Below are 12,268 nucleotides of genomic sequence, written 5' to 3' on the forward strand. Positions count from 1 at the left end.
ATTGATGGGTCGGGCTGCCGCTATCTCTTGCCCGACCGCTGATTATTCGCGACTTTCGGATCAGGCTTTCAGGACGAACGGGATCGTCACATAGCCCTGCACCATCACCGGCGTGCCATTTTCCACGCTCGGCGCCCAGCGCCAGCGCCGGACGGCGCCGAGCGCAGCCCGATCGAGCCGATAGGAGCCGCTCGTCGAAGCGATCTCCACGTTGGCCACGCGGCCATCGGTGTTGAGTGTCACCATGAGCTTCACAATACCCTGCTCGTGGAGCCGGCGGGACTCCACCGGATAGGTCGGAGGTACAGCGTCGATCATCTTGCTCGACAGATCGCCCTTGTTGACCGGACCGGTCGCGACGACCGGCTGCGGCGCAGCGACTGGCGCGGGTGGTGCGACGGTGACTGTCGGCACCGGCGGCGTTGGTGCCTTGATGTCGGAAGTGACGATGGCGGGAATGGTGACCGGCGGAGTGACGATCGGCGGCGGCGCGAAGACGGGCGGAGGTGTCACCTTCGCCTGCTGGGGCTGTGGCTTCGGTCGCGCCGCCGGCGGCGGCTGCAACGAACGGAGCGAAACGACGACCAGCCGCTTCGGATGAACGGCGTCGTGATGCACGTGGATGGCGGCAAAGGCCGCCAGCAGGGCGGCGACGACCGCGATCGAAAACAGCGCCGCAACCGGGCGCGCACCGCCGGATGGCTGGTAGGCCGAACGCGTCCATGGCTCATGCACGGGCGCGGTTTCGATCAGGGACCATTGGCGCGTTGCGGGCGCCTCTCGTGACAAAGCCAGAACCGTAGCCACGCCGACCTCGCGCTCAATGACTGTATATTGCGAGTCAGTCGCATACTCAGAAGTATGCGGTGCGTCCAGATCATTCAGACAGCGTTCAGTCGATGAACGCCGCATGTCACGACTATGTCATCCCTGAAACAGATTGAACGAGACGACGGCGTCGTTGCGTCGCTAACGCGATCTGAGATGCCGGCCCAAGGTCACGCACATCACCGAAAATGCGGCGCCGACGGTCGATAGTCCGGCGAACGTCACGACCACCGATCCGAACCCGACACGTTGGCTCAACGAAAACCATGAAGCAGCCAGCAAAAAGGCTCCGGCCACCCTGATCCGCGCCGGACGGGAAAGGTGCCGACCGCGACCGAGCAGCGCCTCGCGATAACGGACGCCCGCCGCCGCGAGGCAAAGGAATCCGACGATGTTGAGGATCAGCGCGACGAGGATCATCGGGCCACCCGGCGCGTCCTTGTCGCGGCCAGCCCCGCATACCGCGCCGCGACTGCAGCCAAAGCGGCAGTCACGAGCATCACCAGGTCGAACACCGGATAGATCAGGCTGTCGTGGCGCGCGGCGAGCGACAAGCTCGGCCCGACGGCGATCAGGCTGACGACCGGAACCGCTGCGAAGGCAAGCGCCGTGATTGCGGCGATATCCCGCCACGCCCGCTGCGGCCTGCGGATCATCGCCCAGAGCGCCGCAATTCCCCACACGATGAAGAGCGTCGCGATCTCCCGGTCCGGACGATCGCTCGCCGCGACCGGCAGCAGGCGGTTGGCCAGGAAATAGGAGGCGAGGGCCAGCGGGAAGCCTGCGATCGTCGCCACGTTCATCCGCTCGACGATCCGGAACCCGATATGGGGTCGCTCGGGGTCTGGCAGACGCTGCCGCCGCTTCGCCGTCCACAGCACGAGGCCGGTCGCCACCATGGCGGTGCCGAACACGCCGGAGAGGAAATAGAGCCAACGCAGCGGCAGGTTTGCATAGCGTCCGGCGTGGATTCCCACCATGACGCTTTCGGCGCGCTGCGCCGTGCCGCGCGGGGGCGATGGCTCTCGCGGTTGCCCGGTCACGCCATCGAACAGCATGGTGTCGCCGCGCGTGTCGAACCCGGCGGCGGGCGAGGTCGTGATCGCCACGCTCGCATTGCGGTCCCCCGGTGACTGCACCCACAGATAGCCGATCTCGCGAGCATCGAACACCTGCGTGGCGCGCAAGACCATCGTGCCGAGCGGCGCCAGCGGTTGGCGAACGCCCGCCGCAGCCGCGCTCGCGCCCGTCGGAAATGCCGCCGCATAATAAGCGCCGCCGCTCGTGAAGGCGGCCGCCACCGGGGCCGGCGCGTAGAGCGACGCGAGGCTTACCAACCCGGTATAGGTAATCATCAGGTGGAAAGGCAGCGCGAGCACGGCCGTGACGTTGTGCGCATCAAGCCAACTGCGCTGCCCCTTGCCGAAACGCAGCATGAAGAAATCGGCGAAGATCTTCTTGTGGGTGATGATGCCGGACAGGATCGCGACGAGCATGAACATCGCCGCGATACCGACGATGATGCGCGCCCAGATCACCGGAAGATAATGGAGATCGAAATGCAGGCGATAGAGGAAGTAGCCGCCCGACGTCGCCCGCGCCACGACCTCGCGCCCCTGCCCGTCGAGTGTCGCACTGGTCCGGCCCCCGGATGCCGGATCGGCCGGCTGCCAATAGACCTGCGTCACCGCGCCCCGTCGGCCGGGCGGCGCGATGTACCAGCTGAGCGCGTCCCCCGCATGGCGTGTCAGCCAGGCCTGCGCGCCGGCCACCGCCTCGGCCTGGCTATGGGCCGGCGCGACCTCCGGCTGCATCCACCGGGTCACCTCCTCCTGAAAGTAGGCGACCGTCCCGCACAGGAACATCACGTAGAGCAGCCAGCCGAGCAGCAGGCCCGACCAAGTGTGCACCGTCGACATCGACTGCCGAAGCCCGTTCTTCACGATCGCCCGCCGATCATGATCGACCAGCCAACGAAGCCTGCGAGCAGCAGCCCCGCAACGGCCCAGCAGATCCACATCCGGCCCGGCCGACGCGTGGCGAAGGCCCAGAGGATCAGCACGGCATAGATGGCGAAGAACACCATGAAGCCGATCGAAACCGCATCGACGGGGCGACCCGGCAGGATGCGCACCAGCGCCGCCGTCACCAGCGAGGTGAGGGCATATCCTGCCGGGATCGCCGCCAGCCGGCCGGCGCATTCCAGATGGCTCATCCGTGTTTCCGGGCCGTCATCGACACACCTTCACGTCATGCACGGGCACGTCAGGCGCGGTTACCCATCACCAGCTAAACCCGATCGTGCCCTGCACGGTGCGACGATTGCCATACCAGCACCAGGCATATTGCGCGAAGCAGCTCGTCAGATACTTCTTGTCGAACAGGTTCGTCGCGTTGACGCCCAGCGTCACGCCCTTCAGGCGCGGATTGACGCGCTCCAGATCGAACCGCATCAGCGCATCGAACACCGTGTAGGCGGGCGTGCGCATCGGCGTGACCTCGGTCTGCTGCAGCGGATTGGTGTAGAAATCCGCGTAGGTGCTGTCGACGTGGCGCACCGTGCCGCCGATCGCGAAGCCCTGCGCCGGGCCGGATTTCGGCGCCCATTCCAGCGTCGCCGAGATACCGCCCTTGCCCACCGTGTCGAGCGGCTTGCCGATATTCTGCGCCACCGCATCCTCCAGCACCTTCACATGCTGGCGGCTGAAGGCGAGCCGTCCGTTGAAGCCGTAGGGAAGCGAACCACTCGCCTCGATCTCGATGCCGCGCGAGCGCACTTTGCCCGACTGGTGGTAGCTGAACAGCGAGTCCGGCACCGCCACGTTGGTCTGGTGGATGTCGAACCAGGCACCGGTGATCAGGATGTCGGTACCGGGCACCTGATATTTGGCGCCCGCTTCCAGCTGCCTGCCAAGCGATGGCTTGGGCAGGCTGCCGTCGGACAGGATGCTCGACTGCGGCTCGAACGAGGTCGAATAGCTGACATAGGGAGCGACGCCCCACTTCGTCTTGTAGAGCGCGGCCGTGCGCCAGGTGAACTTCTTGTTGTGCTGAACCTGGGTGCCGTCGGTCTGGCGCGTCCAGTCCTGCCGGCCGCTCACCGTCACGTTCAGGCCGCCCAGCGACATCTGATCCTGCGCGTAGACACCCTGCTGGCGCTGGCGAACGCCGGTGAAGGACGGCGTGGTGTATCCGTCCCCGGCATAGTTGATCACCTCATAGGGGTTTTGAGGGGTCGGCATCGTGCCATACACGGGGTTGAACACGTCGATCGACGTCCCTCCGCCGAAGGCGTAAAGTTCCTTCGAATGCGCCACCTGGCGATCGACGCCGATCAGCAGCGCATGGTGGATCGGGCCGGTGTCGAACTGGCCGCTGAGCTGATTGTCATAGGTCCAGTTGTTGAGCTGTTCGCGCGTCGCATAGGAGTAACGCGAGAAGAGCGTCGGCGCGGCGGAGGGCGAGCCACTGTAGAAATCCGCCTGCGTGCCGCCGGTATAGACGATGCCGAGGTTGGTCTTCACATATTGGTAGCGCCCCGAGGAACGGAATGCCCAGCCGCCGCCGAAATCGTGCCGGAGAATGTAGGTGACGCCGGCCTGCTCGCGGCTGAAATAATCGCCCGGCTCGCCGCCGTAGAATTTGGTCGAGATCTTGCCCGCGGGATTGTCGATCAGCGTCCCGAGCGTCGGGAACACGCCATAATTGCCGTTGTACGGATCGTGCGAATAGGCGCCGAGCAGAGTGAAGGTGGTCGAGCTGCCCGAACCCACCGTTACCGCGCCCGACACCGTCTCGCGGCGGCGCTTGCCGTAGGTCTGCTGGTCATGCGCGCCGTTGACGCTGCCATAAAGGCGCCACAGCGCATCGCTGCCGATGCGGCCGCCCATGTCTCCATCGACACGGTAGAGATCGTAGTTGCCGTAGGTGCCCGCGACCGAGCCGTAGAAATCACGATCGAGCGGCAGCTTGCTGACTTCGGACACGAAACCGCCGGGGCTCGATGCGCCGTACAGCGCGGAGGCCGGGCCTTTCACGACCTCGATCCGCTCCAGGCGAGATACGTCGACCTGCGGCGAGGCATAACCGCTCCCGCTGCCGAACTGCTTGAGCCCATCGAGATAGACCGGCGCATCGAACCCGCGCAGCTTGAACTGGTCGTACACCTCGGCCGAGGCGCCACGCGTTTCGGGCGTGACGCCGGCGACGAAGCGCAGCGCCTGGTTGAGGTTCTGCAGGCCGAGGCGCGAAATTTCCGAAGAGTCGATGACGCTGATTGACTGCGGCGTCTCGGCGATCGGCGTGGCGCTCTTGGTGCCGGCGGACGCGTCCGTTTTGGGCAGGTCGCCGGTCACCACGATATCGTCGGCTCCCGCCACGGACGAAGACGACACCGCCAGCGGCATTGCAGCCTGACCGGCGCTGCCCGCCAACGCCGTACCCACGAGCAATCCGACACGAACACTTGCAGAAAACATGATCACGGCCCTTTCGATTCGGGCCGCAGTTAATGATAATGCGACAGCCTCGCAATATCGTTTTCAGGCGTGAGCGAGATTCGTATACCGCTGTTGCGTCGGCGCCCGACGGACCGGGATCGCCCGGTCACTTCTTCGGTCGGCCGGTCTCGGTCCAGCGGGGCGTGAATGTTCCGTCCGACAGCCATCGCACCGGCTCGATCAGGGACTGGATCGCGCCCGTCATGTAATCGATATCGAGATTGGCGATCGTGTCGGTGGGCTGGTGGTAGGTCGGCACCTCGCCCCACCCCGAAAGCGTGTGGGCAACCACGCCTTTCAGGGCCAGCGCGTAATTGTCGGATCGCTCGAAAAACTTCTGCTTCGGATAGGGATCGGCAACGACATGCGCGCCCTGCGCTTGCAACGCCGAACCGAGATCGGAACGATCGAACCCGGTCATCATCAGCGCGCCCTTGGGGAGGTACGGATCCTGCGCGCCGATCATCTCGAATTCGATATTGGCGACGATATCGGTGAGCGGCACCGCCGGATGCGCGCCGTAATAGGTCGAACCATACAGGCCGATCTCCTCGCTGCCGTAACAGACGAACAGGATGCTCCGGCGATGCGGCTTGCCCGATGCAAGCGCGTGCGCCAGCTCCAGCACCGCCGTCGTGCCCGACGCGTCGTCGTTGGCGCCGTGCATGATGGTCCCGTCATCGCGCTGGCCGAAATGATCGAGATGCGCGGACAGCATGATCACGCCTGCCTTGGGATCGGTGCCGGGCAGATAGCCGATCGCGTTGCTGGTGATCGAATCGTCGCGCGCGATCGGTACCGTCAGGTGGACCTGGTCGCCGGCCTTGATTGCATCGACGCTCGCGGCCGGCAAGGTGACGAAGGACGGGCGCGGCTCGGGAGGCATCTCGGCCAGGTAGCGCGGCATGTTCGTCTTGCCGCCGATCGTGGCGAACCACTCCGCCGCGCCGCTGCTATCCTTGGCGATCAGCAGGCCGATATGCCGCGATCGCACGGCGCGCCATATGTCGAACGGCGGCACGTCGGCCGCCGTGAACACCACCACGGCGGCCTCTTCGGGAAGGGCCGCGATGCTGTTAGCGATCACAACCGGACCCTGCACATCGGCCGCCGTCGAACCCACGATCAGCCGCAAGCCGTCGACCGCCTTGCCCGCAATCTCCAGCCGAGGGTCGGAGGCGACATGCGTGCTCACCACGCTGGCCGTCTGAACATAGCCGGGCATGCCAGGGGCCGGCTTCAGCCCGTAGCCCTCGAACTGCGATGCGACATAGGCCGCCGCGACAGCCTCATCATGGGTGGCGCTGCCCCGCCCACGCAGCGCGTCGCCCGCCAGGAAATCCTCGTGGGCGCGCACCCATTCCGGGCGGACCGTCCAGGGGGTGGCTGCGGGGGCGGCCGTCGCGAGCAGAAGCGTCGAAAGCAACATGATGCGCATATACAATCCTCTTTGCGGACGACGTGGACGAGCCGGGCGGGATCGTCAAACGGTTGCCGCGTCTCAGCGCCTGATAAAGAGCACAGCGGCGGAGATGGCGAAATAGAAGGCACCGAAAGCCGCGTAAGGGGCAACGTCGGCCACGCTGACGGCCGCGGCGGGATGGATCGCCTTGACCAGGAAGTGCCCGCCCGCGAGCGTCGACTGCGCACCGCTCAGGATCTGCGGCCATTGCGCGCTGGCACTGCGCCAGCGACGGACGCCGGTCGCGAGCTGGAGGATGCCCGACAGGGCCGCCCAGATGCCGATCACCCCGATCGCGTGATGGAGATCGGAACCGGCTGTGACGGCCACCGCCAGCGTGACGGCGGCGCTGGCGATGGCGTTCAGCATCTGCGACGGATTGGCACGCAGCCCGCCCGTCCGCATCGCGTCCACGCAGTTCGCAAGGCAATCCCACGCGGGATAGGCGATGAGCAGCGCGATCCCGATCGGCGGCTGGGTCTTGCCGACGGTGAAGGCGGCCGCGACCCACAGGATGGAGAAGAGTGCACGGCCGGAATAATAGCGCTTCAGCCAATGAGGCGACGCTTCGGCGGGATGGGCGTTCTGGGACACGGTGGCGGTCATGACGGTCTCCTTGTCATGCGAGGTTGGAGGACGCGCACCTCCCCGCCCGGCGCAGGATTGCGTCCGGAGAGAAAGCGACGACGGGTGAGCGGGACTAGAGGCGGAAGCGTCTCGGCAGGAGCCAGCGCGCCATCGCGGTGACGACGGCAACGCCCAGGGAATACCAGACGACGACATAGAGCGGATCGTTCATCGGGCAGCAGATCGTGAACACCAGTGCACCGCAGGTCGCAGCCGCGAAGCCGGCGGCAAGCGCACTCTCCCCCGGCCGAACCGGCGCCGCCCGTCGCATCAGCACCGCGACCGCCGCCATCATCGGCAGGGACAGGACGATGATGGCGGCCGAACACATGATCCCGTGCGCAGGCGACAGGCGATCGAGCAGCGGTCGGCCGGCATCGGCGGACGAAACCAGAAGCAGTCCGCCGATCATGAGCAGCCCGGCCAGCCCAAGCGCGCCCCTCAGCCCACGGCGCGGTAGAAACGGCGGCGCGAAGGATCGCATCGCTACCGCGCAGCTGAAACCGGCGAGCAGCGCGAGGCTGCCGATCTTCCACATCATGAACGGCTCAAGGATCATCCGCCCCATGTCCGGCCGCATCAATCCCGCGGCGAGAACCAGCAGCGTTTCGATCGCCGCCAGCACCAGCAGCCAGACACTATCGCGCAGCGCGCTTCGCCGCCTCACCGGCGCGAGGTCGGCCGCCAGATCGAGGATCAGGGCATCATTCGACATGGTCGGTCTTCTCGATGAATGCGGTGAGGCGGCCGAGGCCGCGATGGATGTTCATTTTCACGGCCGATGCGGACTGGCCGGTCTCCTGCGAGACCTCCTCGATGCTGTAGCCGTGGAGTTTCACCAGCAGGATCGCCTGCGCCTGCGCGGGACGAAGCTCGCCCAGCAGCCGTTCGAGCACCGTGGCGCTCGTCACCGACGCCTCATGATCGCCGACTGCGAGATCGTCAGGCAATTCCTCGGTCGGGCGCCGCCCCATGCTGCGCAGCTGATCGATCCACTTGCGCTTGGCGATCGCCGCCAGCCAGACGCCGAGCGGATAATGGGGGTCGTAGGTATGACGGCGCCGGTGAACCGCGAGCAGGGTTTCCTGCACCGCATCATCGATATCGCCCGGCGGCAACCGGCGCTGGAAATAGGAATGGAGCCAGCCCGAGATTTCGCCGAGCAGCCGTTGGTATGCGCCGCCATGGCCATCCTGCGCGGCCACCATCAGCGCACCCCACTCGTCCCGCACCACCGTACTCGCGGAACTGCGAGGCCCCTGACGGGCAGCGGCGCGGGACGGCATCAGCCTCGATATGGGGTTGGCGACCATATGGTGTTATTCGACGGCACTGTGCGACCGGTCACCTCGGCCGGACAATTTTCTGCACAGCATTGAGACTCTATGGTCAGGCAGCAAACGCCGTCGAGCGCGACAGCGCCTCCCAGGTCGCGATCTCCGCCTTCATGCCGTCGAGCTTCTGCTCCACCAGCCCGAGCGCATCCTCGCCCAGAAACAACCGCACGGGCGGGTGCGGGGCTTCGATCAGCGCCAGCAACGCCTGCGCCGCCTTGGCCGGGTCGCCCGGCTGATGGCCGTTCTTGGCCTGCCGCGCGGCGCGTATCGGGTCCATCACGACGTCATAGTCCGCGATGCTGCGGGCGGTGCGATCCATCGAGCGGCCTGCCCAATCCGTCCGGAACTGGCCCGGCGCCAGTGCGGTGACGCAGATCCCGAAACCCGCCAGTTCCTTGCCGAGCGCCTCGGATATGCCTTCCAGCGCGAACTTGCTCCCGCAATAAAAAGCGATACCCGGCATCGTGATGAAGCCTCCCATCGACGTCACGTTGACGATATGGCCACGCCGGCGCGCGCGCATCCCCGGCAGCACCGCCTTCGTCATCGCAACCGGGCCGTAGACGTTGGCGGCGAACTGGCGCTGGAGATCATCCATCGAGGATTCCTCCAGCACACCCTCATGGCCATAGCCGGCATTGTTCACCAGCACGTCGATCGGCCCCATCCGCTCTTCCGCTTCGCGGACGGCCGCCGGGATTGCCTCGTAATCGGTCACATCGAGCTTGAGCGCGAGTGCACGCTCCGTCGCCAATGCCGCGAAGAGGGCCGCATCCTCGTCCCGACGCACGGTGCCGATCACCCGATGGCCGGCGTCGAGCGCTCCCTGCGCGAAGGCGCGCCCCAGGCCCGAACTGACGCCCGTAATAAGGAAGGTTTTCGTGGTGATCGATGGCATGGCATATCTCCGGTTCATTTCGACAACTATATCGTGATATAAATAGCTGATGGCCAGGATCAAGAACCGTCCCCCGGTGTCCGTCGTCCGTGGCGAGCCGTTGCGCCAGACCGTGCTCGACGCGGCAGAGGCTCTGCTGCGCGATGGCAAGGCCGATTTCTCGATGCGCGATCTCGCGGCACGGGCCGGCGTCAGCTTCGCCACCCCCTTCAATCAGTTCGGCAGCAAGGCCGCGATCATGCACGCCCTCTCCGCGCGGCGGATCGACGAGATGACGAGGCGGTTTTCCGCCGCACCGTCCCTGTCCGACGCTGTTGGCCGCGTGCTCCTCGCCACCGCGATCGGCGTCGAGGTGATGCTCGAGCAGCCGGAGGTGAACCGAACCGTCATGGGATGGATCGGAACGGCCGCCTCGCCCTCCGGGCGGGTACTCGCACATTCCTCCGTCTTGTGGGCGCTCGCAATCGGCGCAGGAGACGGGTTGACGCGCGATCGCCGGGAGGAGGCGCTGCGGGTTTTGCCCTCTCAACTCGCTTTCGGCTTCCGTGGCGTGCTGTCTTTCTGGACGGCGGGCGAACTGCCGGGCGAGGCGCTGGCCTCGCACGCGCGAGAAGTCGCACGCGGCTTGCTGGCAGGCTTCATGGAACGCTAGTCCCGGCCCGGCGTCATAGGCGCAGCCGGTTCGACTGCTCCTTGGTGAAAGGTGCTGCTGAGAATGACACGAGTAACGATTGTACGCGGAACCGTGCTGGCCGCAGCCGTCACAGGGTTCATCTCGCTCGCTAGCGCCGCCGCCGTTGCGCGCGAATATGCCTTGCGCAAAGTCGGCGATTGGACCGTGACGGCGAGCAAGGATGGCAAAGGCTGCTTCCTGACGCGCGAATATGAGCCGAATGGCGGAACGACCCTGCTCCTGGGAGTCGATACGGATGGGACGAACCGGCTTTCGCTGCTCAATCCCAACTGGTCGATCAAACCAGAGGACAAGCTGAAGCTGAATTTCCGTCTGTCCAACAGCAGCTACCCCGCGCACTTCGCGGTCGGCATCGCCTCGGACGGCAAGCGGGGTTTCGTGACCAGCTTCGGGGCGAAATTCCCTTCGCTCTTCGCGACATCCAAGACCCTCGATGTCTCGCGCGGCGATGTTCCGGTCGAGCGCCTGGACCTCGGCGACGCGAAAGCCGCAATCCGTCAGCTGGGCAAATGCGTCGATGAACAGCGCGATGCACCGGCCGACACGGAGACGGGAACGGCCCGATCCGACGGCATCCCCAAAGACCCGTTCGCACCGACGACAAAATCAAAACTGAAGCGTCAATGAACCTGAACAGCTCGTTCATGCGGCGAGGCGAAATAAAATCGGGGCAGGCCCACATCAAGAAACCATCGATCGAAGAAGATGCACGGCTGAACAGAATCGATATTGTCGGAATATCGCGGCTCGGGTTGCTAGCTCCGGTTGGTTAACGATTGGAAGAACTGATGCCCGCTTTCGCGTCTAAATCCGCCCTTGCCGTCCTGACTGTGGCCGGTGCCCTCAGCCTTGGCGGTTGCGCCACGAAATCCTACGTCCGCGAGCAGATTGCGCCGGTAAGCCAGCGCGTCGATGCGCTCGAGGCGAAACTTCAGGATACCGACGGCACGGCCAAATCGGCGCTGGCGCAGGCGCAGGCCGCCTCCGGCCAGGCGCAGCAGAATGGTCAACGGCTCGACCAGTTGGGCAGCCGGGTCGATGGCATCGACCAGCGGCTGACCGTTCAGGAGCAGAAGCGCGCCAAGCGCCCGCGCCATTGATGGCTCGTAGCGGAACACCCTAACCTCATTGCCGTCCCCGGTCGGCCGCCTTCCACGAGGGCGGCCGACGCTTGTCGAGTTCTCTGAAAAGATGATGTTCATGTTGCGGGCGGCAGTCGGCTTCGCGTTGATCCTTCCCACCGTCGCGGGCGCCCGCCCGCCCGTTCATGCCAAGGCGCTACCCATTCATGCGAAGGCAAGGCCGGCACCCAGCAAGCCCGCGCCCGTCATCGCCCCTTCCCCATCGGCGCAGCGGGTGATCGATTGGGTCGCCGCATCGAAGGACAATCGCTCGCTTCCCTGGGCGGTGGTCGACAAGACCAACGCCGCGCTGTTCCTGTTCGACGCCACCGGCAAACCGCTAGGCGCAGTGCCGGTGCTGGTCGGCATCGCGAAGGGTGACGTCGCCACTCCGGGCGTCGGCAGCAAGAAGCTCGCCGATCTCGGCCCGGCCGAAAAGACCACACCGGCCGGACGCTTCCTCGCCAAATTCGGGATGCCGGTGGCGGGGCAGCGCGTACTCTGGGTGGATTACGCGACCTCGGTGGCGCTCCACCCGATCCCGAGCGATGCCGGCCCCAGGGAGCATCGGCGCGAGCGGATGCTCTCCCCCACGCCCGACGACAATCGCATCACCTTCGGCTGCATCAACGTGCCCAAGGCCTTCTACGGCAAGGCGCTCAGCCCGGCGTTTCGCAAGAAGGGCGGCTATGTCTACGTGCTACCCGAGACGAAGCCGCTGGAAGACGTCTTCCCCCGCCTGCGGATCCAGCCCACCGCGAATGGAGATGCGGAGAGCGTTGCGAGATAAGCGTAGCTCTCT

The 12,268-nt window shown here is 65.7% G+C and carries 14 protein-coding genes; 4 read left to right on the forward strand and 10 right to left on the reverse strand.

Features of this window, described 5'->3' with window-relative positions; all coding sequences use genetic code 11:
• Nucleotides 1-60: 60 nt before the first annotated feature.
• The 10 genes from QGN17_RS06285 to QGN17_RS06330 all read right to left on the reverse strand — a co-directional run bounded on the left by QGN17_RS06285 (nt 61) and on the right by QGN17_RS06330 (nt 9,651).
• Nucleotides 61-807 carry an energy transducer TonB gene (locus QGN17_RS06285; RefSeq protein ID WP_281043643.1) on the reverse strand — a complete coding sequence of 249 codons (747 nt, stop codon included), beginning with the start codon at nt 805-807 and terminating at the stop codon, nt 61-63.
• Between the two features lie 162 nt (nt 808-969).
• Nucleotides 970-1,248 carry a DUF3325 family protein gene (locus QGN17_RS06290; protein ID WP_281043644.1) on the reverse strand — a complete coding sequence of 93 codons (279 nt, stop codon included), beginning with the start codon at nt 1,246-1,248 and terminating at the stop codon, nt 970-972.
• Nucleotides 1,245-2,747, reverse strand: a complete 1,503-nt coding sequence (locus tag QGN17_RS06295; protein WP_281043645.1) for a PepSY-associated TM helix domain-containing protein — start codon at nt 2,745-2,747, stop codon at nt 1,245-1,247. Before QGN17_RS06295 ends, QGN17_RS06290 begins: the two co-directional genes overlap by 4 nt.
• Nucleotides 2,748-2,767: 20 nt before the next feature.
• Nucleotides 2,768-3,043, reverse strand: coding sequence for a hypothetical protein (locus tag QGN17_RS06300; protein ID WP_281043646.1), 276 nt, complete (start codon nt 3,041-3,043; stop codon nt 2,768-2,770).
• A gap of 67 nt (nt 3,044-3,110) precedes the next feature.
• Nucleotides 3,111-5,273, reverse strand: coding sequence for a TonB-dependent siderophore receptor (locus tag QGN17_RS06305; RefSeq protein WP_281043647.1), 2,163 nt, complete (start codon nt 5,271-5,273; stop codon nt 3,111-3,113).
• Nucleotides 5,274-5,433: 160 nt separating this feature from the next.
• A complete protein-coding gene (locus tag QGN17_RS06310) occupies nt 5,434-6,765 on the reverse strand; it encodes a M28 family metallopeptidase (RefSeq protein WP_281043648.1) in 1,332 nt (443 codons plus the stop codon).
• Nucleotides 6,766-6,828: 63 nt separating this feature from the next.
• Nucleotides 6,829-7,395 carry a DUF308 domain-containing protein gene (locus QGN17_RS06315; RefSeq protein WP_281043649.1) on the reverse strand — a complete coding sequence of 189 codons (567 nt, stop codon included), beginning with the start codon at nt 7,393-7,395 and terminating at the stop codon, nt 6,829-6,831.
• Nucleotides 7,396-7,489: 94 nt separating this feature from the next.
• The gene (locus tag QGN17_RS06320) at nt 7,490-8,131 is read right to left on the reverse strand and encodes a DUF1109 domain-containing protein (protein ID WP_281043650.1); all 642 of its coding nucleotides are present in this window, start codon (nt 8,129-8,131) and stop codon (nt 7,490-7,492) included.
• Nucleotides 8,121-8,624, reverse strand: a complete 504-nt coding sequence (locus tag QGN17_RS06325; protein WP_390902681.1) for a sigma-70 family RNA polymerase sigma factor — start codon at nt 8,622-8,624, stop codon at nt 8,121-8,123. Before QGN17_RS06325 ends, QGN17_RS06320 begins: the two co-directional genes overlap by 11 nt.
• Nucleotides 8,625-8,805: 181 nt before the next feature.
• A complete protein-coding gene (locus QGN17_RS06330) occupies nt 8,806-9,651 on the reverse strand; it encodes an oxidoreductase (protein ID WP_281043652.1) in 846 nt (281 codons plus the stop codon).
• 49 nt (nt 9,652-9,700) lie between these two features.
• Between QGN17_RS06330 and QGN17_RS06335 the strand changes: the two genes are divergently transcribed.
• From QGN17_RS06335 to QGN17_RS06350, 4 genes are all read left to right on the forward strand, one after another.
• Nucleotides 9,701-10,303, forward strand: a complete 603-nt coding sequence (locus tag QGN17_RS06335; protein ID WP_281043653.1) for a TetR/AcrR family transcriptional regulator — start codon at nt 9,701-9,703, stop codon at nt 10,301-10,303.
• Between the two features lie 93 nt (nt 10,304-10,396).
• The gene (locus QGN17_RS06340; protein WP_281043654.1) at nt 10,397-10,972 is read left to right on the forward strand and encodes a hypothetical protein; all 576 of its coding nucleotides are present in this window, start codon (nt 10,397-10,399) and stop codon (nt 10,970-10,972) included.
• Between the two features lie 161 nt (nt 10,973-11,133).
• Nucleotides 11,134-11,445 (forward strand): hypothetical protein, encoded by a 312-nt coding sequence (locus tag QGN17_RS06345; RefSeq protein ID WP_281045158.1) that lies wholly within the window; start codon nt 11,134-11,136, stop codon nt 11,443-11,445.
• A gap of 91 nt (nt 11,446-11,536) precedes the next feature.
• Nucleotides 11,537-12,256 (forward strand): hypothetical protein, encoded by a 720-nt coding sequence (locus QGN17_RS06350; RefSeq protein WP_281043655.1) that lies wholly within the window; start codon nt 11,537-11,539, stop codon nt 12,254-12,256.
• The last annotated feature ends 12 nt before the right edge of the window (nt 12,257-12,268 follow it).

Source organism: Sphingomonas oryzagri (assembly GCF_029906645.1).
Classification (GTDB): Bacteria; Pseudomonadota; Alphaproteobacteria; order Sphingomonadales; family Sphingomonadaceae; genus Solisphingomonas; species Solisphingomonas oryzagri.